At 43.2% G+C, this 25,386-nt stretch carries 23 protein-coding genes and 1 pseudogene; 16 read left to right on the plus strand and 8 right to left on the minus strand.

All coding sequences use genetic code 11. The features are described 5' to 3' along the window. Window positions 1–17: 17 nt before the first annotated feature. The 6 genes from C3007_RS06445 to C3007_RS06470 all read left to right on the plus strand — a co-directional run bounded on the left by C3007_RS06445 (window position 18) and on the right by C3007_RS06470 (window position 5,587). Window positions 18–1,253, plus strand: coding sequence for an NAD(P)/FAD-dependent oxidoreductase (locus C3007_RS06445; RefSeq protein ID WP_103853667.1), 1,236 nt, complete (start codon window positions 18–20; stop codon window positions 1,251–1,253). A gap of 134 nt (window positions 1,254–1,387) precedes the next feature. Next, complete coding sequence (locus C3007_RS06450; protein WP_243397670.1) at window positions 1,388–1,936, plus strand: DUF3261 domain-containing protein; 549 nt, start codon at window positions 1,388–1,390, stop codon at window positions 1,934–1,936. An 8-nt stretch (window positions 1,937–1,944) separates the two neighbouring features. Further along, the gene (locus C3007_RS06455; RefSeq protein WP_103853668.1) at window positions 1,945–3,165 is read left to right on the plus strand and encodes a beta-ketoacyl-ACP synthase; all 1,221 of its coding nucleotides are present in this window, start codon (window positions 1,945–1,947) and stop codon (window positions 3,163–3,165) included. After that, window positions 3,158–3,613, plus strand: a complete 456-nt coding sequence (locus C3007_RS06460; RefSeq protein WP_103853669.1) for a hotdog family protein — start codon at window positions 3,158–3,160, stop codon at window positions 3,611–3,613. Before C3007_RS06455 ends, C3007_RS06460 begins: the two co-directional genes overlap by 8 nt. Then, window positions 3,610–4,338, plus strand: coding sequence for a 3-oxoacyl-ACP reductase FabG (gene fabG, locus C3007_RS06465; RefSeq protein ID WP_103853670.1), 729 nt, complete (start codon window positions 3,610–3,612; stop codon window positions 4,336–4,338). The genes C3007_RS06460 and fabG overlap by 4 nt, the downstream gene beginning before the upstream one ends. Before the next feature lie 10 nt (window positions 4,339–4,348). Further along, window positions 4,349–5,587: a beta-ketoacyl-ACP synthase gene (locus C3007_RS06470; protein WP_207763691.1), complete on the plus strand. Its 1,239-nt coding sequence runs from the start codon at window positions 4,349–4,351 to the stop codon at window positions 5,585–5,587. Window positions 5,588–5,938: 351 nt separating this feature from the next. Here the strand turns inward: C3007_RS06470 and C3007_RS06475 are convergent, their stop codons facing one another. Next, a complete protein-coding gene (locus C3007_RS06475; protein WP_103853672.1) occupies window positions 5,939–7,402 on the minus strand; it encodes a catalase in 1,464 nt (487 codons plus the stop codon). Window positions 7,403–7,602: 200 nt separating this feature from the next. Continuing rightward, a complete protein-coding gene (gene iolB / locus C3007_RS06480) occupies window positions 7,603–8,436 on the minus strand; it encodes a 5-deoxy-glucuronate isomerase (protein WP_103853673.1) in 834 nt (277 codons plus the stop codon). Between the two features lie 240 nt (window positions 8,437–8,676). On the opposite strand from iolB, the gene C3007_RS06485 reads away from it, so the two are divergent. Further along, window positions 8,677–10,185 carry a CoA-acylating methylmalonate-semialdehyde dehydrogenase gene (locus C3007_RS06485; RefSeq protein ID WP_103853674.1) on the plus strand — a complete coding sequence of 503 codons (1,509 nt, stop codon included), beginning with the start codon at window positions 8,677–8,679 and terminating at the stop codon, window positions 10,183–10,185. A 60-nt stretch (window positions 10,186–10,245) separates the two neighbouring features. Continuing rightward, window positions 10,246–11,382 (plus strand): Gfo/Idh/MocA family protein, encoded by a 1,137-nt coding sequence (locus C3007_RS06490; RefSeq protein ID WP_103853675.1) that lies wholly within the window; start codon window positions 10,246–10,248, stop codon window positions 11,380–11,382. A 72-nt stretch (window positions 11,383–11,454) separates the two neighbouring features. Here C3007_RS06490 and pnuC read toward each other — a convergent pair whose 3' ends face one another. Continuing rightward, window positions 11,455–12,135 carry a nicotinamide riboside transporter PnuC gene (gene pnuC / locus C3007_RS06495; protein WP_103853676.1) on the minus strand — a complete coding sequence of 227 codons (681 nt, stop codon included), beginning with the start codon at window positions 12,133–12,135 and terminating at the stop codon, window positions 11,455–11,457. 246 nt (window positions 12,136–12,381) lie between these two features. Between pnuC and rapA the strand changes: the two genes are divergently transcribed. The 8 genes from rapA to C3007_RS06535 all read left to right on the plus strand — a co-directional run bounded on the left by rapA (window position 12,382) and on the right by C3007_RS06535 (window position 20,844). After that, on the plus strand, window positions 12,382–15,276 hold the full coding sequence (gene rapA / locus C3007_RS06500; protein WP_103853677.1) for an RNA polymerase-associated protein RapA: 2,895 nt from the start codon (window positions 12,382–12,384) through the stop codon (window positions 15,274–15,276). Beyond that, window positions 15,276–15,935, plus strand: a complete 660-nt coding sequence (rluA, locus tag C3007_RS06505) for a bifunctional tRNA pseudouridine(32) synthase/23S rRNA pseudouridine(746) synthase RluA (RefSeq protein WP_103853678.1) — start codon at window positions 15,276–15,278, stop codon at window positions 15,933–15,935. Before rapA ends, rluA begins: the two co-directional genes overlap by 1 nt. A 93-nt stretch (window positions 15,936–16,028) precedes the next feature. Then, window positions 16,029–16,595: a Der GTPase-activating protein YihI gene (gene yihI, locus C3007_RS06510; RefSeq protein ID WP_103853679.1), complete on the plus strand. Its 567-nt coding sequence runs from the start codon at window positions 16,029–16,031 to the stop codon at window positions 16,593–16,595. Window positions 16,596–16,598: 3 nt separating this feature from the next. Further along, on the plus strand, window positions 16,599–17,033 hold the full coding sequence (locus tag C3007_RS06515) for a DUF2489 domain-containing protein (RefSeq protein ID WP_103853680.1): 435 nt from the start codon (window positions 16,599–16,601) through the stop codon (window positions 17,031–17,033). A 10-nt stretch (window positions 17,034–17,043) separates the two neighbouring features. After that, window positions 17,044–18,411, plus strand: coding sequence for an oxygen-independent coproporphyrinogen III oxidase (hemN, locus tag C3007_RS06520; protein WP_103853681.1), 1,368 nt, complete (start codon window positions 17,044–17,046; stop codon window positions 18,409–18,411). 185 nt (window positions 18,412–18,596) lie between these two features. Then, window positions 18,597–19,379 (plus strand): amino acid ABC transporter substrate-binding protein, encoded by a 783-nt coding sequence (locus tag C3007_RS06525; protein ID WP_103853682.1) that lies wholly within the window; start codon window positions 18,597–18,599, stop codon window positions 19,377–19,379. A gap of 22 nt (window positions 19,380–19,401) precedes the next feature. Continuing rightward, window positions 19,402–20,085: an amino acid ABC transporter permease gene (locus C3007_RS06530; protein WP_370445395.1), complete on the plus strand. Its 684-nt coding sequence runs from the start codon at window positions 19,402–19,404 to the stop codon at window positions 20,083–20,085. 9 nt (window positions 20,086–20,094) lie between these two features. Further along, a complete protein-coding gene (locus C3007_RS06535; RefSeq protein WP_103853684.1) occupies window positions 20,095–20,844 on the plus strand; it encodes an amino acid ABC transporter ATP-binding protein in 750 nt (249 codons plus the stop codon). A gap of 166 nt (window positions 20,845–21,010) precedes the next feature. Here C3007_RS06535 and fis read toward each other — a convergent pair. The 5 genes and pseudogenes from fis to C3007_RS06560 all read right to left on the minus strand — a co-directional run bounded on the left by fis (window position 21,011) and on the right by C3007_RS06560 (window position 25,106). After that, a pseudogene (gene fis / locus C3007_RS06540) lies at window positions 21,011–21,309 on the minus strand (DNA-binding transcriptional regulator Fis). After that, window positions 21,290–22,288 (minus strand): tRNA dihydrouridine synthase DusB, encoded by a 999-nt coding sequence (dusB, locus tag C3007_RS06545; RefSeq protein ID WP_103853686.1) that lies wholly within the window; start codon window positions 22,286–22,288, stop codon window positions 21,290–21,292. Before dusB ends, fis begins: the two are co-directional and overlap by 20 nt. A 214-nt stretch (window positions 22,289–22,502) precedes the next feature. Further along, entirely contained in the window at window positions 22,503–23,384 is an 882-nt protein-coding gene (gene prmA / locus C3007_RS06550) for a 50S ribosomal protein L11 methyltransferase (RefSeq protein WP_103853687.1), read from the minus strand. A 17-nt stretch (window positions 23,385–23,401) separates the two neighbouring features. After that, on the minus strand, window positions 23,402–24,829 hold the full coding sequence (panF, locus tag C3007_RS06555; protein ID WP_103853688.1) for a sodium/pantothenate symporter: 1,428 nt from the start codon (window positions 24,827–24,829) through the stop codon (window positions 23,402–23,404). A 13-nt stretch (window positions 24,830–24,842) separates the two neighbouring features. Then, window positions 24,843–25,106: a YhdT family protein gene (locus C3007_RS06560; protein WP_103853689.1), complete on the minus strand. Its 264-nt coding sequence runs from the start codon at window positions 25,104–25,106 to the stop codon at window positions 24,843–24,845. Between the last annotated feature and the right edge of the window lie 280 nt (window positions 25,107–25,386).

Raw genomic sequence — 25,386 nt, forward strand, 5'->3', positions numbered from 1 at the left:
TTTTTAGGGAGAAAAAAATGAGTCAATGTGATGTTGCAATTATTGGTGCAGGGCCTTCGGGTTCAGTGGCTGCGGCATTGTTAGCAAAACAAGGGTTGTCTGTATGCGTGTTAGAGAAACAATATTTCCCACGCTTTGTGATTGGTGAGAGCCTACTGCCTTATTGTATGGAAATTTTGCGTGAAGCAGAGTTGGTGGACGCAGTAAACCGCGAACCGAGTTTCCAATTTAAAAATGGGGCAGCGTTCACTTGGGGCAATCGCTATACTTATTTTGATTTTACCGACAAATTTACCGCTGGTGCTGGCACAACCTTTCAAGTTAGACGGGGAATTTTCGATAAAATTTTAATTGATGAAGTGGCGAAACGTGGCGTTGATGTGCGTTTTGGCAATGAAGTGTTAGCTTTTGAGCCCCAAGACAGTGGTGTGCAATTACAGGTGCGCAACGATAAAGGGGAAAGCTACAATTTGAACGCGAAATTTGTTCTTGATGCAAGTGGTTACGGGCGCGTATTACCACGCTTATTAGATTTGGAGTTACCTTCGCACTTGCCTGCTCGTGTGGCTCGCTTCACCCATATTGATGACAATATTGATGATCCTGAGTTTGATCGAAACAAAATTCTTATTACCACTCACCCAGTGCATCGTGACGTGTGGCTATGGTTAATTCCATTTGCCGATAATCGTTGCTCAATTGGCGTGGTAGGCTTGCCAGAAACCCTTGATGGTGATGATGAACAGGTGCTGAAAAAGTTTGCTTTAGAATGCCCTATGTTAGGGCGGATATTAAAAAATGCAGTGTGGGAAAACGACTTCCCTTATCGCCATATTCAGGGCTATTCTGCGAATGTAAAAACCTTGCACGGCAAAGGCTTTGCTTTATTGGGTAATGCGGCGGAGTTTTTAGATCCCGTATTTTCATCAGGGGTCACCATTGCGTTGCATTCCGCACATCTTGCCGCGCCGTTAATCGTGCGTCAATTAAAAGGCGAACTTGTTGATTGGCAAAAAGAATTTGCCGAACCATTAATGCTTGGTGTTGATACTTTCCGCACTTATGTGAATGGCTGGTATGATGGTTCGTTCCAAGATGTGGTGTATGCCAAAGATCCACAGCCTGAAATTCGCCGTATGATTTCTTCTATTTTAGCTGGCTATGCGTGGGATAGTGCCAATCCATTTGTGGCAAAATCAAAACAGCGCCTTGTTGCGTTAGCTGAGATTTGTGGTGCGGCAAGCCAAGAGTAATGAGAAATCAAAAAAGATAGAAAAATCAAAAGAGAGAAAAATTAAAGTGCGGTGGGATTTTTGCGTGTTTTTTCAAATTTGTTAGTACATAGAATCAGGTTCTCGTTTTTCTGTGAATTGAAATAAAAAGAAATATGCTACAATCGAAAAAATCAAAAAAAACAACCGCACTTAATATGATGATAAAAAGAATGAATCAATGGCGAGCTGGGTTTATTGCTGTTGTGCTATGTGGTTTGGTGGGCTGTCAGAATTTGCCACAACCACAAGATTTTCCAGCTAATACGCCAACGAGCCAATTATTTAAAATTGAACGGCAAGATGAGCAATATCTCTCACAGCAACAAAGTTTACTTGCCTTGCAATATCAGCCTAAACAATGGCGTTGGGTGCAAACCGATCCCCTTGGTGCGCCCTTAGCTCGGGCGATTTTAACGCCGCAAGGTTGGCAAAATGATGGTTTTGTAATGCCAAATCCACAAGCGAAGTGGTTATTTTCTGCGATCGCAACGGCGTTATATCCAGATGCTCCGCTTTTTCCATTTAGCGCAGTGGAAATGCAAGGTAAACAACGAGTTTATTTTATTAATCACAAACCAGTGTGGTCGATTGAAGGGCAATCCCCTGCGTGGAAAATTGATTTAACCGACCACAGCCACTGGCGTGTAACGTTACTAAATTAAGGAATAATGTGAGTAAATTGTATTTATCGCAACCTGCGGTGATGAGTAGTTTAGGCGAGGGGCTGGCAGCCCATATTTCAACCTTATTATCAGGCGCACCTTCTACATTAAGTTTGTGTGATACGCCATTTAGCGAAAATGGGCTGTCAGACAATGCACGAATGTATGGTGCGGTGAATGTGCCACTTCGCCCTTTTCAAGATACTGTTCCCGCCGAACATCGTAGCCGTAATAATCAGCTTTTGTGGCATTGTTTAGCCCAGCTAGAAACGCAGATTGAGCAAGCCATTCAGACGTTCGGCAAACATCGCATTGCGGTGGTGGTGGGGACATCTACCACAGGCGTAGATGAAAATATTGAAGTATTTAAGCAAGCAGCGGAACATCAAGATTGGTCGAAAGTTCCTTTTAAACAGCAACAACAATATTTTTCAGCACCCGCAGATTTTGTTGCGTGGCAATATGGTTTAGATGGCTTATGTTATGGCATTTCCACCGCTTGCACGTCTGGGGCAAGAGCCTTAATGAGTGCGGCACGGTTATTGAAAAATAATCTATGTGATGCGGTGATTTGTGGCGGTGTGGATACTTTATCGCCTTTAACCATTAAGGGCTTTCAATCCTTGTCTGTGTTATCTGATAGCCAAACGAATCCGCTTTCAGCAAATCGTAAAGGGATTAATATTGGCGAGGGCGCAGCAATGTTTGTGCTGTCTAAACAACCTTTAGGACAATCGGTGGAATTGTTAGGTTATGGCGCGAGTAGTGATGCGTATCATATGTCTTCCCCACACCCCGAGGGCGAAGGAGCGATTGCGGCATTTCGTGCTGCTTTAGCAAATAGCCAGCTTGCGGCAGATGAAATCGGTTGGATCAATTTGCACGGCACAGGCACGATCCATAACGATCAAATGGAAATTTTAGCGGTGCATAATGTGTTTGGTGAAAATACCCCTTGCACCACAACGAAACCTTACACAGGGCATGCATTAGGCGCTGCTGGCGCAGTAGAAGCAGCGATTTTGTGGGGAATGATTCATTCTGATTTCAATCCTGAGGGGAAATTGCCTCCACAATTATGGGACGGCGAGCCCGATCCTGCCTTACCAAAAGTTGCGATTACAGACGATAACAGCCGCTGGACGCATAGAAAACGCATTGGTGCAAGCAGCTCCTTTGCTTTTGGCGGCAATAATACGGTGCTTATTTTGGGAGAAAGTGATGTTTGATTTAACCTGCCCGATTACCCATATTGCGCCACTTTTGCCACACAGTGGTGAAATGGTGCTATTACAACAAATTGATGAATTTGGGGAAGATTTTCTCATTGCGCGAGCGCAGGTAAGTGCGGATCATATTTTGCTAAAAAATGGCAAACTAGCAAGTTTTGTAGGGGCTGAAATTATGGCTCAGGGCATTGCGGCTTGGGCGGGTTGTAAATGTGTTCGAGCAGGTCAGCCTATTGGGCTAGGTTATTGGCTTGGCACAAGAAAATTACATATTTATCAGCAAGATATTCCTGTTGGCAGCACATTAGAAATTCGCATTCAGCGCTCTCTTGAAGATGACACTGGCTTTGGCGTATTTGATTGCCAACTGCGAAATAAAAATACGAATGAACTGATTATTGAAGGGACGCTAAATGTATTGCGTCCACCAAAAGAGAAAAAAGTATGACAAATAGCGTATTAATTACAGGCTCTAGCCGGGGTATTGGCAAAGCCATTGCGTTACAGCTGGCGCAATCAGGCTTTGATATTGTATTGCACTGCCGTAGTCGAGTGGCAGAAGCACAAGCAGTGGCAGAACAAATTCGAGCAATGGGACAAAATGTACGCATTTTGCAATTTGATGTGAGTGATCGTGATGACACCGCACAAAAATTACTGGCTGATGTTGAGCAATTTGGGGCTTACTATGGTGTGGTACTCAATGCAGGATTAACCCGAGATAATGCCTTTCCTGCATTAACTGATGAAGATTGGGATATTGTGTTACGCACCAATTTAGATGGCTTTTACAATGTTCTTCACCCCATTATGATGCCGATGATCCGCCGCCGAAAAGCTGGGCGAATTGTGTGTATCACTTCCGTGTCTGGTTTAATTGGAAATCGTGGACAAGTGAATTACAGTGCCTCAAAAGCGGGTATTATTGGCGCTGCCAAAGCCCTTGCCGTGGAATTAGCAAAACGCAAAATCACGGTCAATTGTGTTGCTCCGGGGCTAATTAATACAGAAATTTTAGACGAAAATGTGCCTGTTGAAGACATTCTCAAAGCCATTCCTGCTGCAAGAATGGGCGAACCTGAAGAAGTGGCACACGCAGTAGATTTCTTAATGAATGAAAAAGCAGGCTATATTACTCGCCAAGTGATCGCCGTAAATGGCGGATTATGCTAAGGAACAAATGATGAAACGAGTTGTGGTAACAGGTGTTGGCGGAATTACCGCATTTGGGCGTGATTGGGCGAGCATTAAGCAAGCCTTCGCAAAACAAAAAAATGCGGTGCAAACAATGGATTGGGGCAAGTTAGACGGAGAAATTGAATCTCGTCTTGGTGCACCGATCAACAATTACACACCGCCAAGCCATTGGAATCGTAAGCAGTTACGCAGTATGGGGAAAGTGGCTCAGCTTTGTGTTGATGCTGCTGAAATGGCGCTAACAAATGCCGGTTTATTGCAAAATGGCGAACTGGATCCTTGTGTACTCAATGGCAATATGGGGGTAGCAAGTGGTTCATCATCAGGTAGTACCAAAGATATTCAAGATCTTGGCTTAATGATGGCAGGCTATCCGAACACCAGCAGCGCTAATACTTATGTGCGAATGATGCCCCATACCACAGCGGCAAATATCGGCATTTTCTTTGGCTTAAGCGGACGCATCATTCCCACCTCCAGTGCCTGCTCATCAGGCAGCCAAGGCATTGGTTATGCTTATGAGGCGATCAAATATGGAATGATCCCAATGATGTTAGCAGGCGGCGGTGAAGAATTCTGCCCTTCACAAGTTTATGTGTTTGACTCCCTTTATGCTGCAAGCCGCCGTAATGACCAACCACAGCAAACACCGCGTCCTTATGATCAAGATCGTGATGGCTTGGTGATCGGTGAGGGCGCTGGGATCTTCGTCTTAGAAGAACTTGAACACGCCAAAGCACGTAATGCAACAATCTTAGCGGAAGTCGTAGGCTATGGCGCAAACAGCGATGGTAGCCATATCACGCGTCCGCAAAAAGAAACGATGCAATGCTGCATGGAATTGGCTTTAAAAGACGCAGGCTTACGTCCCGATCAAATTGGTTATGTAAATGGACACGGCACCGCTACAGAGCAAGGCGATATTGCTGAAACCCTTGCCACCGCTGCTTTATTTGGCAACGTACCTCTTAGTTCTCAAAAAAGCTATCTTGGACACACGCTCGGTGCGTGCGGTGCATTAGAATCTTGGTTCTCCATTGAAATGATGCGAGATAACTGGTTTGCCCCAACGCTTAATCTAGACAATATCGATCCACGTTGTGGTGAGTTAGATTATATCCGCCACGCCGCAAGAGAAATTCACACAGATTATGTGATGAATAATAACTTCGCCTTTGGCGGAGTGAATACGTCGCTTATTTTTAAACGCTGGACGGAAGACTAAGCCTGTAGTAGATATTTAGAAATAGAATTTTCTGTAGCTCATAAAAATTCAATGATTTTCAACCGCACTTTATTTTTATGCGAAAAAATAAGTGCGGTTGAATTTTTACGAATTTTTCTCTTTGAAGAAAATATTAAGCAACGGATTAATTCTTTTTATATTAAGTAAAAAATGCCTGTTTATTATCGTGGAAAATATCAGTTTCATTAACATTTCCCACGATAAAAAAATTATTTTATTTAAGAGATACGATACAAGAAAATAAAAAGCACCTAGTTAATCTCCCCCCTTGTGTTAAATTATTTAATTCAACTTTTAGTGGGCAATAAAACAAGGTGCTTTATTGTAGGACTATGCCCAGCCTAACGCTTTCTTAATGCCTTCGCCATAGGCTGGATCGCACTTGGTGCAGTTGTCGATATGACGTTGTTTGATGAAATCAGGGGCATCGCCCAAGGCGCGTGCGGTGTTTTCAAAAAGCACTTGCTTTTGTTCTTCAGTCATTAACTGGAACAACGCACGCGGTTGGCTGAAGTAATCCGCGTCATCTTCGCGATAATCCCAGAAATCCGCATCACCAGTGATTTTCAATGGTGGTTCTTTGTATTGCGGTTGCTCTTGCCATTGGCTAAAGCTGTTTGGCTCATAATGTGGCAGGCTACCATAGTTTGCGTCCACACGTCCTTGACCATCGCGGTGGTTACTGTGTACAGGGCAACGCGCACGGTTTACAGGGATTTGCTGATAATTCACGCCTAAACGATAACGCTGTGCGTCTGCATAGTTGAATAAACGCGCTTGTAGCATACGGTCTGGTGATACGCTAATTCCCGGTACTAAATTGCTTGGTGCGAACGCAGATTGTTCTACATCTAAGAAGAAATTTTCTGGATTGCGATTGAGCTCAAATTCACCCACCTCAATTAATGGATAATCTTTTTTCGGCCATACTTTGGTGAGATCGAAAGGATGATAAGGCACTTTTTCCGCGTCTTTTTCTGGCATAATTTGCACAAACATCGTCCATTTCGGGAAATCACCACGTTCAATGGCTTCATATAAATCACGTTGGTGGCTTTCGCGATCTTTACCGATAATCGCTTCAGCTTCAGCATCGGTAAGATTTTTAATGCCTTGCTGTGTGCGGAAGTGGAATTTCACCCAAAAACGCTCATTTTCCGCATTGATAAAGCTATAAGTGTGCGAGCCATAGCCGTGCATATGGCGATAACTTGCTGGGATACCGCGATCACTCATTACGATGGTTACTTGATGGAGCGCTTCTGGTAACAATGTCCAGAAATCCCAGTTATAGGTCGCTGAACGCATATTGGTGCGTGGATCGCGTTTTACTGCTTTATTAAGATCAGGGAACTTACGCGGATCACGCAAGAAGAACACAGGCGTGTTATTGCCCACCATATCCCAGTTACCTTCCTCGGTATAAAATTTCAGTGCGAAACCGCGAATATCACGCTCTGCATCTGCCGCCCCACGTTCACCGGCTACTGTGGTAAAACGTGCGAACATTTCCGTTTTCTTACCAATTTCACTAAAAATTTTCGCTCGGGTATATTTGGTAATATCGTGAGTAACGGTGAATGTCCCGAATGCACCAGAACCTTTCGCGTGCATACGGCGCTCAGGGATCACTTCACGCACAAAGTTCGCTAATTTTTCTTGCAGCCACACATCTTGGGCTAAAAGTGGCCCACGTGGCCCTGCGGTTAAACTGTTTTGGTTATCTACCACTGGCGCACCAAAATCGGTGGTTAAGTGAGTAACCGGACATTTTTTGATTGAATTGTCAGTCATTTTTGTTTCCTTAGTTTAGTTAGTAGGAGTTAATTGCCGTAAATCATAGCAGTATTGGGCTAAACCTGACTAAATGATAATTTGTATTGATTTAATAGGGAGAAGGGGCAAGAGATAGAGAAAAAGTGTGGTGGAAAATTTGTGATTTTTCATCTGCCGCTCAAATTTACACCACACTTGATTTCAAAGTGATATATTTCTTACTCAAAAAACTTATCAGCATACTCCTGGCTGTTAATCCATTGGTGATCTTTTTCCCAAGTAAACCGCCATTTGCGAACAGGGCCTGCCATAACATTGAGATAATAATTGTTATAACCCGCAATAGTGGCAACTGGGTGATAGCCTTTTGGCACTTGCACTACATCGCCATCATAGACTGCCATGCATTCATCTAAGCTTCGATCATCGGTGTACACTCGTTGCAAGCAGAATCCTTGAGCAGGTTCAAAACGGTGGTAATAGGTTTCTTCTAAATAAGTTTCAGTTTCACTATTTTTTTGATCATGTTTATGGCTTGGGAATGAACTGGTGTTTCCCTCATCGGTAAATACTTCCACAACTAATAAGGAATCAGCGGGTTCTGTTTCAGGTAGAATATTATGCACAAGGCGTTTATTATTGCCGAATCCACGTTGTTCAACGCCCACTTCTGCTGGTGTTATTAAACGTACTGGTAAATTACCCTCGCTTGGCGCACGGCACACGGCTAATTCTAAATAAGTTTCTGCTAGGATTTCAACTTGGTGATGATGTGGCACATAAAGGGAATAAGGCGGAATACGGTCGAAAGGTGATTGGCGGTTACCAATATGTTCGAATATTTGCCCTGCTGTTGAAATGGTGCATTTTCCTGCTAAAACTACAAAACACACTTCGGTATTTTCTGTATCAAAGCTCAAATTTTGATTAGGATGTAAGTGATAGCATTCAAACCCAACATATTCCCAATTGGCGCTCTTAGGGGTTACTTTCTGTACTAAACCATTAGGAGCTGGATTTTGTTTGGCTGACTTTGACAATAAATAGCTCATATTCACCTCTCATTGAATTATTAGGTAGTTTTCGCCCAAATCATAGATCAGATACCGGAATGTTGTCAGAAAAAATTGTCAAATATCCAACGTAGATCACAAAAATGAAATAATTATTTCATTATTTAATAAAGTGAATTGAAAAATTTATTTCATTATTCTAATCTAGTGCACAGCTTAAATTTGTGCAAAGCACAATCAGAGAATCATTCATTTCACTTTTAGGTTAAGGAGCAAAGAATGGAAACTGTTTTAAATTTTATTAATGGAAAACTGGTTGAAAGCCAAGGCGAAAAAGTATGGCCAATTTTTAATCCTGCGACAGGAAAACAAATTCGCCAAGTGCGTATGAGTACTGAAGCGGAAGTGCTGGAAGCTGTTGAGGTGGCACAAAAAGCCTTCCCTGAGTGGGCTGCAACTTCGCCATTACGTCGAGCAAGGGTGCTCTTTAAGTTTAAAGAATTATTACAGCGTGATTGGGATTCATTAGCACGTTTAATCACTGAGGAACATGGTAAAGTTTATTCTGATTCTTGTGGTGAGTTAACTCGTGGTTTGGAAGTGGTTGAATTTGCCTGTGGGATTCCGCATTTGCTTAAAGGTGAGTTCTCGGAGCAAGCAGGGCGAGGTATTGATATTCATTCCACAATGCAACCTTTGGGAGTTTGCGTTGGTATTACGCCATTTAACTTCCCTGCTATGGTGCCAATGTGGATGTTCCCGATTGCACTAGCTTGTGGTAATACCTTTATTTTGAAGCCTGCAAAAACTGACCCTTCACTTTCTATTCGCCTTGCTGAATTATTAAAAGAAGCAGGCTTGCCAGATGGTGTGTTTAATGTAGTACATGGAGATCGTCATGATAATGAAATTTTATTGCGTGAGCCTCGTGTGAAAGCGATAAGTTTTGTGGGATCAACAACAGCGGCAGAATATGTGCATAAAGTTGGTTCTGAGTATGGTAAACGTGTACAAGCACTTGGTGCAGCGAAAAATCACGGTTTGGTAATGCCTGATGTGGATATTAATGCGACCGCAGATGCGTTACTCGGTGCAGCTTTTGGGGCAGCAGGTGAACGTTGTATGGCATTACCAATTGCAGTAACCATTGACGATGAAACAGCAGATAAATTAGTGACTGCGCTAAAACCAAAAGTAGAAGCCTTACGTTATGGACCAGGTATTCCAAAAGAAGGCGAAAAAGAAATGGATTTTGGACCACTCATTACCCAGCAACACCTCAACAACGTAACCAAATATATTGATAAAGGTGTGGAAGAGGGCGCTACTTTAGTCGTGGATGGACGTAATAAGAAACCAGCTGGTTATGAAGAGGGTTTCTTTATCGGAGGTACGTTATTTGATCATGTTACTGAGGATATGGTTATTTATAAAGAAGAGATTTTTGGTCCTGTGCTTGGCATTGCTCGTGCGAAAAATTTTGAAGATGCAATGCGTTTAATCAATGATCACCAATTTGGTAATGGCGCAGCTATTTTCACTAATAGCGGTGCTGCAGCTCGGGAATTTTCATATCGCGTCCAAGCTGGAATGGTTGGGGTGAATATTCCAATTCCAGTTCCGATGGCATTCCATTGCTTTGGCGGTTGGAAAGGTTCAGCTTTTGGGGCATTAAATGTGTATGGTCCAGATGGCGTGCGTTTCTACACAAAAATGAAAACTGTGACAACACGTTGGCCAGAACAAAATATGGATTCTCAAGCAGCATTCAGTATGCCAACCTTATAATAAAAAATAAAAGAGATTTCTGTGATGGAAATCTCTTTTTTCTTGTGTAAGGAAAAAGAAATGAAAAAAGTAAGAATTGGATTAATTGGCACAGGATATATTGGACGTTGCCATGCTATTGCTTATGCTCAGGCACCTACGGTTTTTCCGCTAGAGGCGGAGCTAGAATGCGATTACCTAGCTGAAATCACGCCTGAGTTAGCTGCTCAAAAAGCTAAAGAGTTTGGCTTTAAGCGTTCTACAGGAGATTGGCGTGATGTTGTACAAGATCCCGATATTGATGTAGTAGATATTTGCACCCCAAACTTTCTACATAAAGAAATTGCATTAGCTGCAATTGAGCAAGGTAAACATGTTTATTCGGAAAAGCCTCTTGCTTTAACTGCAGAAGATGCCAAATTAATGTATCAAGCCGCACAAAAAGCAGGGGTAAAAACCCTTGTAGGGTTTAATTATATTAAGAACCCAACTACTCAACTTGCGAAAGAAATCATAGAGCGGGGAGAAATTGGAGAGATTGTTCATTTTTATGGAACGCATAATGAAGATTATCTCGCAGATCCTAATACACCACGAGATTGGCATTGCATTCGTGAAAAAGCAGGGTTAGGGGCGTTAGGCGATCTTTCCGCGCATATTATACAAATGTCGCAATATCTTGTAGGTAGCCAAATTCAACGCGTGGTTGGTGATATGGAAACAGTAATAAAAATGCGCCCTAACCCGCAAAATTTAAATGAACAGCTTCCTGTTGAAAATGAAGATCAAGCTACCGCAATCGTACGTTTTGCTAACGGTTGTATGGGGACAATTGAAACTTCTCGAATTGCGTGTGGACGCAAAATGGGACTAAGTTATGTCATCACAGGAACAAAAGGCACAATCAGCTATACGCAAGAAAGAATGGCAGAACTGAAATTGTATCTCCACACAGATGAACCAGCACGGCAAGGTTTTAAAACCTTACTGACAGGTCCGCACCACCCGGATTATAAGCATTTTTGTGTAAGCGCTGGGCATGGTATTGGCTTCAATGATCAGAAAACGGTGGAAATTCGTGATCTTATTAATGGCATCGCAAATAATCAGCCAATGTATCCTGATTTTGAAGAAGGATTTAAGGTTTCTCGAGTGCTTGATGCAATTGCAATGTCCTGTCAGGAAAAGCGTTGGGTTAATGTGGAGGAGGTAGCTTAATTTCCCGTTAGCTTTAAAAACAAAAAACTTGGCAATTATGCCAAGTTTTTATTTTTAAAGTGCGGTAATTTTTTACGAATTTTTCGCTAACTTTGACCAGTTGTAATAGCCGTATAACGAGTTAAGTAAGTAAGCACCGAACATTAAATACATTGCTGGGGTGTCAGCCCAGAGAATGATAGAAAGGATATTGATGATAATCCATAAGATCCACTGTTCGCTATAACGCAAAATCATTAATAATTGTGCGGCAATAACCAGCACGGTGGTGACGCCATCTAAGCCGATAGAATTGCCGTCTGTTGTTTTTAAAATGCTGATAAAGGCAATAGAACCCAGTACCACAAGGCTGATTAGGGTTACCCAACCTTTTACGGTAAGGAATTTAGCGATTACTGTTTCACTTTGCCCTGCGCTGTTACGCATATTTTCTTTCCATAAGAAATAACCGATAAATTGCGCAGGAATGTAAACATAAAGGGTTGTGGTCATTTCGCCATAAAACTTGTTGTCTAACGACACATAGAAATAGCTATAAGCAAAAATCAAACCGAAGAAATAGTTACTGATTTTCCCTTTGCCCACAAACACCACGCATAAGATACCTGAAATCCCTGCGAGCGCCTCGAGCCAAGACACGGGCGATTGTGCATAGGCGTAAAGCTGTGCAGCAATAAATAAGAAAAGCCAGACGACTTCAAAAGGTTTCCAGCCACCAAAAAATTCATTTTTAAGAGTTTGAGAAAAACGCATAGCATTATCCTTAATAAGTGAAATAAAAACCTTGCGATTTTTGCACCGCCCTTTTAAAAAGTCAAGGATAGGCTACATTTTTCTTTTTATTCTGTGATTAATGTTGTGTTTTTGTTGTATATATTTTCATTTCTTTTTCATTGTAAGATCGTTAAAATAGCCGCCCTTTTTCGTAATAAAATCTTCGCTAAATGGCTTGTTATAAGCATACGCCATTTAGCTATAACAATAATAAGAGTAAATTTTATGTCCTTTATAGTTGGTCAGCGTTGGATTAGTGAAAGTGAAAATGATCTTGGCTTGGGCGTGGTTGCGGAAGTCAATCATCGTACGGTGACGCTAAACTTTCCTGCCGCCGAAGAAATTCGTATTTATGCTTTAGATAATGCCCCATTAGTACGCGTGGTTTTTCAAGTGGGTGATGAAGTTCGTCACAAAGCGGGCTGGCAGGGCAAGGTGCTTGAAGTGTTAGATCATAACGGGCTGGCATTCTATTTGGTACAAAAGGAAGATGGGCAAGAAACCCTATTGCAAGAAGCCGATCTCAGTGCGCAAATTGCCTTTAGTAAGCCGCAGGAGCGTTTATTCGCGGGGCAGATTGATCGCGCAAGCCAATTCGTGCTGCGTTATCGCGCCTTACAACAACGTCAAGCGCAGTATCAATCACCATTGCGTGGCTTACGCGGCATTCGCGGTGGGTTAATTCCCCACCAATTGCATATTGCCAAAGAAGTGGGGCAACGCATTGCGCCGCGAGTGTTGTTAGCTGACGAAGTGGGGCTGGGCAAAACCATTGAAGCAGGAATGATCTTGCAGCAACAATTGTTTGCCGAAAAGGTCGATCGCGTGCTTATTATCGTGCCAGAAACCTTGCAACATCAATGGCTTGTGGAAATGCTACGCCGTTTTAATTTACATTTTTCCCTTTTTGATGAAGAGCGTTGCGCTGATTTTGATGGCCTTGACGGTGGCGTGGCAGCCAATCCATTTAAAACAGAATCCTTAATTATTTGTGCCCTAGATTGGCTGGTGCAAAAGCCTAAGCGCGCTGAACAGCTGATGAATGCGGAATTTGATTTATTGATTGTTGATGAAGCGCATCATCTTGAATGGTCGGAACAAGCGCCAAGTTTGGCTTATCAAATTGTCGAGCAGTTGGCGAGCCATATTCCTGCCGTGTTATTGCTGACGGCAACCCCTGAACAATTAGGGCAAGAAAGCCATTTTGCACGCTTGAAATTGCTCGATCCCGATCGCTTTTATGATTACAGCGCTTTTGTGCAAGAACAGCAGCATTATCAACCCGTGGCAGAAGCCGTGAATGGATTGTTAAGCGAGCAGCCATTAAGTACGCAAGAAGAAAAACATTTAGCGGAATTGCTTTCTGATCAAGATATTAGCGGATTATTAGCGGATCTTCATCATAGCGAGAAAAAAGCGCAAGCGCGTGAAACCTTAGTGGAAAATCTGCTCGATCGCCACGGCACCAGTCGTGTGTTATTTCGTAATACTCGCCAAGGCGTGAAAGGCTTCCCATTGCGTCATTATCACGAAATCACCTTGCTAATGCCAAAGCAATATCGCAATGCGATTGGCGTGCTGAAAATGCTTGGCGAAGTGAAAACCAGCGATTTATTTTACCCCGAGCAGATCTTCCAAAAAATGAACCCTGATGCCGCGTGGTGGGATTTTGATCCGCGCGTGGAATGGTTGATCGACTTCTTACAATCTCACCGCGAAGAAAAAGTGTTGGTGATTTGTCATCAAGCCAAAACCGCCATTCAGCTAGAGAAAGCCTTACGCGAAAAAGAAGCCATTCGCAGCGCCGTGTTCCATCAAAATATGTCCATTGTGGAACGGGATAAAGCCGCGGCTTACTTTGCTCAACAGGAAGACGGCGCGCAGGTGTTGCTCACGTCCAGCATTGGTTCAGAAGGGCGAAATTTCCAGTTTGCCCATCATTTGGTGTTGTTTAATTTGCCAGATAATCCTGATTTATTGGAACAGTGCATTGGACGCTTAGATCGCATTGGGCAAACGCAAGACATTGAAATTTACGCCCCTTGTTTTGCGGATAGTCCGCAAGTTCTGCTGGCAAAATGGTATCATCAAGGGCTAAACGCATTTGAAGAAACCTGTCCGATGGGCGCAACCTTGTTTGAAAAGTGCGGTACAAAATTGCAAGATTTTTTACAGCATAATGAACAGAATGCGGCGTTTGATGATTTTGTCGCTCAGACCCGAACCGAGCGTGATGCTTTAAAAGTACAGCTTGATCAAGGTAGAGATCGCCTATTAGAAATTCATTCTAACGGTGGTGAACAAGCTCAAGCCTTGGCCGAAGCCATTGGCGAGCAAGATGGTTCAAGCGAGTTAATTAATTTCACCTTGAATTTGTTCGATATTATTGGCGTGGAACAAGAAGATCTCGGCGAAAAGAGCATTGTTATTCACCCCACAGGCACAATGCTGGTGCCAGATTTCCCAGGCTTAAAAGAAGAAGGCTTAACGGTAACCTTTGATCGCAATTTAGCCGTGGCGCGCGAAGACGTTGAGTTTCTCACTTGGGATCACCCGATGATCCGCAACGGCATTGATTTGATTACTGATGGCGAGATAGGCAAAACTGCCGTATCATTGCTAATCAATAATGAATTGCCTGTGGGATCGCTGTGGCTGGAACTCATTTACATTGTGGAAGCCCAAGCGCCACGCGGTTTGCAGCTTACTCGTTTCTTACCCCCAACGCCAGTGCGCTTATTAATTGACGGCAAAGGTCATAATTTAGCGGATAAAGTGGGCTTTGAACTGCTACAAAAACAGCTTAAACCAATGGCAAAACAAATGGCAAGCAAGGTAATCAAAATGTTGCGCGCCAATATTGAACAATTATTAAAAGCAGGTGAACGTCAAATTGGCGAACAAGCGCAAGTATTAATTCAGCAAGCAGAGCAGCAAGCTGCACAGCGTTTGGACAGCGAACTAACCCGCTTGCAGGCGTTAAAACAAGTGAATAAAACTATTCGCCAAGATGAAATTGATGCACTTAGTGCCGAGCGCGAGCAAATTTTACAGCACTTGCACAAAGCCACTTGGCGCTTGGATAGCCTGCGTGTGATTATCAGTAATAAGAGTAAATAATGGCATTAATTGACTACAATCCCCCACGCGAACCTTGGTTAGATGTGATCTATCACGACAATCATATTTTATTGGTAAATAAGCCGAGCGGTTTGCTTTCCGTGCCGGGTAACCAACCGCAATATTACGACAGCGCAATGTCGCGCGTAAAAGAAAAATATGGCTTTTGCGAGCCGGCGCACCGTCTTGATATGGCAACCAGTGGGATTTTGCTGTTTGCAATGAGCAAGCTGGCGGATAAAGAACTCAAGCGCCAGTTTCGCGAGCGTGAGCCGAAAAAATCTTATCAGGCGCTCGTTTGGGGGCATTTAGCGCAAGATAGCGGCACGGTGAATTTGCCACTAATTTGCGATTGGGAAAATCGTCCTAGACAGAAAATTTGTTTTGAACTGGGCAAAAGTGCGGTAACAAATTTTGAAATTTTAGAACGCCTACCGAATAACAGCACAAGGGTAAAGCTCACCCCAATTACAGGGCGTTCGCACCAATTAAGGCTGCATATGCTTGCCCTCGGACACCCGATTTTAGGCGATAAGTTTTATGCTCACCCACAAGCGAAAGCGATGTCGCCCCGTTTGTGTTTGCACGCACAATCCTTACAAATTCGCCACCCTTTAACGGGTGAAATAATGAATTTCACGGCAGATGTACCGTTTTAATTCGTTCTAACCAATCACAGAAATAATGCGGAGAATTGGTGATTTAATGCTACAATTCTCCCCAATTCATTTTTACCAAATAGTAGAGAAATTATGTCCCGTCAAAAGAAAACACGCCGTATTACGGATATTATGCCAACCCGCAAGGCGGATAAACCCGCGCAAAGCGCCCCAGCTGGGCGCGGGCGTAAATTGACACGTTATGAATTAGATGCCAAAGCTCGTGAAGAAAAAAGAAAGAAAAAGCACAAAGGTTTAGCGGCGGGGTCGCGTCATAGCAGCCAAGGGGAAAATAAACCCTTGGAGCAAAATCAGGTGCAAGATCCCCGCGTTGGTAGCCGTAAAAAAATCCCGTTAGTGGTGGAATTTGTCAATAAACCTGAAAAAGGAATGACCATTCCGCCCGTGGAAGTTACAAAACCGAAAGCCCTTGATCCTATGGTGGAACTTGAACAGCTAGAAAATAACGAATGTTTAAATGATTTGTTGGATCAGCTTGAAGCAGGCAAAACCTTAAATGCCAAAGATCAAGCCTTTGTAGACGAATGCCTTGATCGCATCGCTCAATTAATGGACGAATTGGGCATTAGTGATGAGGAAGAAAATGCGGAAGATTTATACCGCACTTTTGAAACCATTGATATTAATCAGTTTAAATAATTTATGTGGATTTATCTTTTAATTGCTCTCGGGCTTTTGATTATTGTGGGGATGGCCGCTTATGCGGTGAAATTATTGCGTGCGTTGAAAAACCAAAAGCAGGCGTTAGAAAATGCACGCTTGGCGCGTGTAAAACGCCTAAAAGAGAGTATTGAGATTATCGCCCGTGCAATGCAAAATGGCGATTGCAATTTGTCTGAAGGGGCAATTCGATTAAAAATGTTGCTCGATCCCTTAGGCTTAAAAATCACCACTTATCCTGCACTGGCTGAGCTTTATGATGTGGTGAAAGAAATGCCAACGCATCAAGCGCGTAAGGAATTAAAAAAGAACGAGCGTATGCGTTTAGATCTCACCCGTGAAAGCGCCGAAGCCGATCTTGAAAGCAAAATTTTGTTGGAATTAAATCAATTATTGTTGGATATTGAAAAATTTTAGGGGGAAATTAATGTCTGGAACTATGTGGGATTCCGCGTTAATTCAAAAATATAACTATTCTGGGCCGCGTTACACCTCTTACCCAACGGCGTTAGAATTTAACGAAAATTATACTGAACAAGATTTCCAAGCAGCGGCAGCGCGTTACCCTGACCGTCCGCTTTCTCTTTATGTGCATATCCCGTTTTGCCATAAATTGTGCTATTTCTGCGCCTGTAACAAAATCATTACGCGTCATCAGCACAAAGCAGATATTTATCTTGATTATTTAGAAAAAGAAATTAAAAATCGCGCCGCACTTTTCCGCAATCGCAAGGTAACTCAAGTGCATTGGGGCGGCGGCACACCAACCTATCTCACCGAGCAACAATCCAGCCGTTTAATGGCAATGTTGCGTGAGCATTTTCATTTTGCCGATAACGCCGAAATTAGTATCGAAATGGATCCGCGTAAAATTGAGCTGGAAACCCTTGATCATCTGCGTAAAATCGGCTTTAACCGCATTAGTATGGGCGTGCAGGATTTCAATAAAGCAGTGCAAAAAGCGGTAAACCGTGAGCAAGATGAAGATTTCATTCAAGCCTTGCTAGAACGCGCACGCGCTTTAGGATTTCAATCCACCAATTTGGATTTGATTTATGGGTTGCCATTGCAGAATGTGGAAAGCTTTATGTTCACCCTGCAAAAAGTGATTGAATTAAACCCTGATCGTTTGAGCGTGTTTAACTATGCCCACTTGCCAAGCCGTTTTGCGGGGCAAGCGAAAATTAAAGAAGATCAACTCCCTGCACCTGAAACCAAGCTCACCATTTTACAAAAAACCATTGAAACCCTAAGCGATGCCGGTTACCGTTTCATTGGAATGGATCACTTTGCGAAACCTGATGATGAACTAGCCATCGCGCAACAAAATGGCGTGCTACACCGCAATTTCCAAGGCTACACCACGCAAGAAGATGCGGATTTGCTCGGTCTGGGTGTTTCTGCAATTAGCCTGTTGGGCGATACTTACGCACAAAATCAAAAAGAGCTAAAACATTATTACGCAGATATTGAGCAAAAAGGCACCGCACTTCACAAAGGCTTTGTAATGAGCCAAGAAGATTGCTTGCGCCGTGATGTCATCAAACAACTGATTTGCAACTTCAAACTGGATTACGCTCCATTTGAACAGCAATATGGCATTGATTTCAAAACCCATTTTGCGGAAGATTTAGAATTGCTCGCCCCCCTTGCGGCAGATGGCTTAATTGAAATTGGCGAAAAAGGATTACAGGTTTCCCCTGTTGGGCATTTGCTGATTCGCAATATTTGCTTATGTTTTGACACCTACTCAAGACAACAAGCCAGACGCCAACAGTTCTCAAGAATTATTTAATCTCAAATAATCCGCTCAAAAGATTGTTTTGGGCGGAACAATGGTGGGCTTGAAAGTATTGTGCTAGTCAAAGAAATTCTGCATATTTAACTTTTTTATAACATATTCCTTTAAGTTATTTGTAAATCCTTTTGTTTCTTTTACAATGCCTAGCACTTAACGAAATCTATTCAAAGGAGAATATTATGTTGAAAAAATTAGCATTTTTTTCCACCGCACTTTTCGCTATTACTACTGCAAGCCAAGCCGTTGCAGCGGAAAGTTTGATTGAACGTATTAACAATAAAGGGACGATCACCGTAGGGACAGAAGGCACTTATGCGCCGTTCACTTACCACGATGCAAGCGGAAAATTAACCGGCTATGATGTGGAAGTTACCCGCGCTGTGGCAGAAAAATTGGGCGTAACCGTAGAATTTAAAGAAACCCAATGGGACGCAATGCTTGCTGGCTTAAAAGGCGGTCGTTTTGATTTAGTGGCAAACCAAGTGGCATTAACCACCCCTGAACGCCAAGCCACTTTTGATAAATCTGAGCCTTATAGCTGGTCGGGCGCAATGTTGCTTGCACGCCAAGATGAAGATCGTATTCACAAAGTGGAAGATGTGAAAGGCTTAAAAGCCGCCCAAACCTTGAGTTCTAACTACGGTGAATTAGCGGTAAATTACGGCGCACAAATTGTGCCAATTGATGGAATGGCGCAAGGTTTATTGTTAATTCAACAAAAACGTGCAGATGTTACCTTTAACGATTCTCTCGCGCTGTTGGATTACTTAAAGAAAAACCCAAATTCAGGTTTAAAACCGTTCTGGGAATCTGAAGAAAAAGTGGGCGCGGGCTTAATTGTGAATAAAAATAACGAAGAGGCGTTAGCCAAAATTAACGCGGCAATCGTGGAATTACATAATGACGGCACCCTGAAAAAACTGGGTGAGCAATTCTTTGGAAAGGATATCAGTGTTAAATAATTTCTTAGCTTCCTTACCCTTTATGACCGATGCTCGCGCTGAGCTGGTGATAAACGGGTTTCTCCCAATGGTTAAAGCAGCGGTATTGGTTTCAATACCGCTTGCTGTTGTTTCTTTCTTTTTGGGAATGATTATTGCAGTGGGCGTGGCGTTATTACGCGTTACCCCAGTCAATGGCTGGCTGCCCCGTATTTTGTTGGCGATTGCAAAAGTCTATATTTCGATTATTCGCGGTACGCCAATGTTGGTGCAAATTTCCGTGGTGTTTTACGGCCTGCCAGCGCTGGGCGTGTTTATCGATCCCATTCCTGCGGCGATTATTGGTTTTTCCCTGAATGTTGGGGCTTACGGTTCAGAAACCGTGCGTGCGGCCATTCAATCTGTGCCGAAAGGGCAATGGGAAGCAGGTTACACCATTGGTATGACCTATATGCAAACTTTCCGCCGCATTATTGCCCCGCAAGCTTTCCGTGTTGCCGTTCCGCCGCTGAGCAATAGCTTTATCGGCTTGTTTAAAGATACCTCTTTGGCTTCTGTGGTAACCGTAACTGAAATGTTCCGCGTGGCGCAACAAATCGCCAATTCATCTTACGATTTCTTGCCTGTGTATATTGAAGCAGGTTTGGTGTATTGGTGTTTCTGTTTCGTGCTGTTTATCATTCAAGCGCGGGTAGAAAAACGTTTAGATCGCTATGTGGCACGATAGGGGAAAGCAATGATCAAAGTACGAAATATTCATAAAACCTTTGCTGATAATCCGGTTTTAAAAGGGATTGATCTGGATATTCATAAAGGCGAAGTGGTGGTGATTCTAGGCCCTTCTGGTTCAGGCAAAACCACGTTTTTACGCTGTTTGAACGCCTTAGAATTACCCGAAAAAGGCACGATTGATTTTGCTGAAAAAGATCCGCTTTATGTGGATTTTGCCAGCCCTGATATTCAGAAAAAAATCCTGCCATTGCGCCGCAAATCAGGAATGGTGTTCCAACAATATAACTTATTCCCGCACAAAACCGCGTTGGAAAATATTATGGAAGGCCCTGTGCAGGTGCAAAAGCGCGATGCGAAAATTGTGCGTCAAGAAGCAGAAGCGTTGCTTGCGAAAGTGGGCTTGCTAGATAAGAAAGATCTTTACCCTTACCAACTTTCAGGCGGCCAGCAACAGCGTGTCGGCATTGCTCGCGCCCTTGCCATTCAGCCTGAACTCATGCTATTTGATGAACCCACTTCTGCGCTTGATCCTGAATTAGTGCAAGATGTGTTAAACACGATGAAGGAACTCGCCAATGAAGGCTGGACAATGGTGGTGGTGACCCACGAAATCAAATTTGCACTAGATGTAGCAGATGTGGTTGTGGTAATGGACGGTGGTGTAATTGTGGAACAAGGCTCACCGCAAGAATTGTTCGCTCACCCTAAACACGAACGCACCAAAGCCTTTTTACATCGCTTGAAATCAGAATGATGAGGGCATTACTGTACAACTAAGGTGCGGTGAAAAGTTTTATTAAATATAGCCGATGAGCAATCATCGGCTTTTTCTTCGCTATTTCTAGGGAGAAAAATGTCGCAAAAAAACACCGCACTTTATTTACTAAGTGCGGTGTAATTTTATTCAGAATCTGAAATTATCAGCCCATACCGTATTTTTTAATTTTTTGCGTAATGTGCCACGGTTAATGCCAAGCATTGTTGCTGCACGAGTTTGATTACCGCGAGTGTATTGCATAATCATATCAAGCATAGGGTGTTCAACTTCCGATAAAACTAATTCATAAAGATCGTCCACATCTTGACCATCTAATTGTGCTAAATAATTTCTGATCGCTTGTTTCACAGAATCACGAAGTGGTTTGTTTGTTACTTGAGATTGTGAATTTAATACTGAAACAGTCAGAGCTTCAGCTGGATTACGTTGTTGTTCTAACATTGTTGTCTTTATCCAATAAAATCAAATTAAAAAATTCTTCCAATGCCGTTATTTGTGCTTCCGCATTGGTAATGGCATTAAAAGTCTGTCTAAAACTGGAATTAGGTTGAATTCCCTGTAAATACCAAGCAACGTGCTTGCGTGCAATGCGATACCCTTTTTCTTCGCCATAAAATTGGTGAAGTTCTTGAATATGTCGCAAAATAACACCGCACTTTTCTTTTAAACTTGGTGTTAAAGTTGTTGAGCCGTTTTCCACTAGCCCTGCCACAGATTGAAAAATCCACGGCTGACCTAGCGCGCCACGCCCAATCATTATTGCATCAGCACCGGTGTAATCAAGCACCGCTTGGGCTTTTTGTGCCGATGTAATATCGCCATTGGCAATCACTGGAATAGAAACCTGCTGTTTCACCGCTTTAATGTTGTCGTACTCGGCTTCGCCCTCAAATAAACATTCACGAGTTCGCCCGTGAATGGTGAGCGCTTGCACACCTGCTTGTTCGGCAATTTTAGCGATTTCCACGCAGTTTCGATTTTGTCGATCCCAGCCTGTTCTAATTTTTAGTGTTACAGGCACGTCCACAGCACGCACCACAGCTTCAAGAATTTGTTGCACTAAATCGGGATATTGCAAAAGGGCAGAACCTGCCAATTTACGATTTACCTTCTTTGCAGGGCAGCCCATATTGATGTCAATAATTTCTGCCCCATAGCCCACATTTACTTGCGCAGCTTGTGCCATTTCCTGCGGATCAGATCCAGCAATTTGCACAGCATTAATGCCTACATCTTGATGATAAGCAAGACGTTGTTTCGATTTTTCTGTATGCCATACGCGCGGATTGCTCGCCATCATTTCTGAAAAGGTCAATCCTGCCCCATAGTTCGCACAAAGGCGTCTAAAAGGTTGGTCGGTAATCCCTGCCATTGGCGCGAGCAAAATACGGTTTTTTAATTGATAATCACCAATTCGCACTGCGCTACCCCTAACAAGTTACTACCTTTAACACACAATTTATCGCCAGCCCCAACGGGCAAGGCGTGCTATAATACGCACTTTTCACCCATTTGAAAAGCATATTTTTTGAACAAAATCTATTTTTTTCGCTTTCTTTGACTTTTATTCAAAATAATCCATTTTCCGCATAAAAAAATGCCTTCCTCTCTTGACAAGTGCGGGGGATTTAGGCTTATTTTGCCACACCTGTAATACGACACCATTCTTCGCGCACTGCCACAGGATCGAGTGCAAATTGGCTTTCATAAGCATTACAAACAGATTGTGCTTGGGTTTCTAAAATGCCTGATAACCCGAGTTTACCTTGTGTTTTTACGAGCTGGCTGATGGTTGGTGCGAGTTCTTTTAATGGCCCAGCTAAGATATTGGCCACCACCACATCAGCTTGCAGATCTTGCGGTGCGTCTTTGGCTAAAAAGAGTTGTAGGCGGTCGCTCACGCCATTTTGTTCCGCGTTGTTGCGGCTGGCTAAAATAGCTTGCGGATCAATATCAATGCCGATGGCACTTTTTGCCCCTAATTTCAACGCAGCGATCGCTAAAATCCCCGAGCCACAGCCAAAATCGATGACTGTTTTGCCATTTAGATCTAGGCTATCGAGCCATTCTAAACACAATGCGGTGGTAGGGTGCGTGCCAGTTCCAAAAGCCAAACCGGGATCGAGCATCACGTTCACCGCATTTTTATCAGGCACTTCACGCCAGCTTGGGCAAATCCATAAGCGTTTGCCAAACTGCATTGGGTGGAAATTATCCATCCATTCACGTTCCCAATCTTTATCTTCAATTTGTTCAATTTTATAAGCAGTTTCTTCGCTTAAATGCCCCGCACTTTTCAGCAAGCTGACAATTTGTTGCATATCGGTTTCCGCGTCAAATAAGGCGATAACATCGGTATTGCCCCACAGACGGGTTTCCCCAGGGAGCGGTTCAAAAATCGGGGTGTCTTGGCTATCCATAAAGGTTACCGAAACTGAACCGATTTCTTCTAAATAATCACTGATCGTTTCCGCTTGTTGATTAGTACTATTAATGCGGATTTGAACCCAAGCCATAATTTTTCCTTCTTAATTTATTTTGTTGCGTTTTCGCCAAATTTATTGCCAATCAAAAAGGCAATTAAGCCAAACAATAAAGACGGCACAATGGCGTGAAAATCAAACAGTTTAATACTTGCGGCCGTTAAGCCTACATAACAGCCCAAGCCCACCACCATTGAGAAAATTGCGCCAACGGCATTGGCTTTTTGCCAATATAGCCCCAGCACGATTACCCATAAAAAGGCGGCCTCCAAGCCCCCAAAGGCGAAAAGGTTGAGCCAGATGATCATTTGGGGTGGATTGAGTGCTGCCAAGATCAAAAGTGCGGTCAAAATTAGCGTAATGATTGAAGAAATCCAGCTAATTTTTTTCTGATTTTGTGCCATTTCAGGCTTGGCGCTGAGATATAAATCTTTCACGAAAATTGATGATGATTGAATCAGCTGCGCGTCAATGGTGGACATAATGGCAGACATTGGCGCAGCAAGGAAAATCCCTGCCACAATCGGTGGCAACACTTGCAACATTAAGGTTGGGATCACCTGATCTGGTACCTCTAAGGCGGGCAGAATGGCACGCCCTAATGCTCCCGAAAGGTGCATTCCTAGCATCACTAAAGCCAGCACCACGGTGCCGATTAACATTCCGTTATGCAAGGCTTTGCTGTCTTTAAATGCCATACAACGCACCGCAGTGTGCGGCAAGCCTACCACGCCAAAGCAGACTAAAATCCAGAAAGAGGCCATAAACTGAAAGCCGAGCATATCATTTGGCCCATAAGGGCTGGTTAAGTGCGGGTCAATTTCGTTAAGTTTTTGCACCGCACTTTCTACTCCGCCTGCGGCATAAATGGTCGCACCGAGCAAAATGATCGTGCCGAGAATCATCACCGTTCCTTGAATGGTATCGGTTAGCACCACGGCACGAAATCCGCCAATAAAGGTGTAAAGCCCTACGGTAACGGCAAAAATCAGTAGCGCATTGGTGTAGCTAATGCCAATGGTGGTTTCTAACAAGCGCGCACCACCGATAAATTGCACCGTCATTGCGGCAAAAAAGGCGATGAGCAAGGCGATACAAGAAATCCAAACCAAATATTTATTTTTATAACGATAAAGCAATAAATCATTGATCGTTAAGGCTTTACTTTCACGCGAGAGCAAGGCGAACTTTTTCCCGAGCGCGCCTAATGCCAGCCACACCGCAGGCACTTGAATCATTGCAAGTAGCACCCAGCCTAAGCCAAATTTATACGCCGCACCCGGGCCGCCCACAAAAGAGCTGGCGCTTGCATAGGTGGAAGCGGTGGTCATCGCCAGCACAAAGCCCGTCATTGAGCGATTACCCACATAATATTCTGTTAAAAAATCCCCTTTGGAACGTTTTGTATAAGCATAAATCGCCGCGCCAAACACAAAAGCAAGGTAAATCACTAGGGGGAAAATAATGCCAAGATTCATTGTTCTTATATCCTTATTTAACGTCCTTGTTTTCTGACTCAATATTTTCTAAATCGATCTCTTGATAGACGATTTTTACCACCCAATAAGCCACCACAATAAATAGCACGGGCAAATAAATACAGGCTAGCTCAAACCAAAGCGGAAAGCCCAAAGGCCCTTGCTGCCCTTTTGGCAAATAAGCACATAAACACCAGCCTAGCACATAAAGCAAGGTCAGGCCAAATGCCCAACGTGCTTCTTTTGTCGCTTGCTGATAACGAGAATATTGTTTCATAGTGTGAGTTGCCCTCCTGTATTTTTCACCTTGATTGCTAGCAAAATCGAGGGCGAACCTCGTTGTTCGCCCACGTCTAATCTTAGCAAAATATATCGACAAAAATCACCTTAAATATGCTGAAAATTGTTGGTTAATCCTTATTGCTGTTGAGCAAAAAAAGATTAGTAGGAATATTTCTCGCGAAAAGAATTTCACAATTTTGCACCGCTCTTTTATGCGAAATAAAGAAAAAATGCCGCAATAAAAAAGGCGTTATCTAAAACGCCTTTCGATCAAA

The sequence above is a fragment of the Avibacterium gallinarum genome (genome assembly GCF_002921135.1).
GTDB classification, from domain to species: Bacteria; Pseudomonadota; Gammaproteobacteria; order Enterobacterales; family Pasteurellaceae; genus Avibacterium; species Avibacterium gallinarum.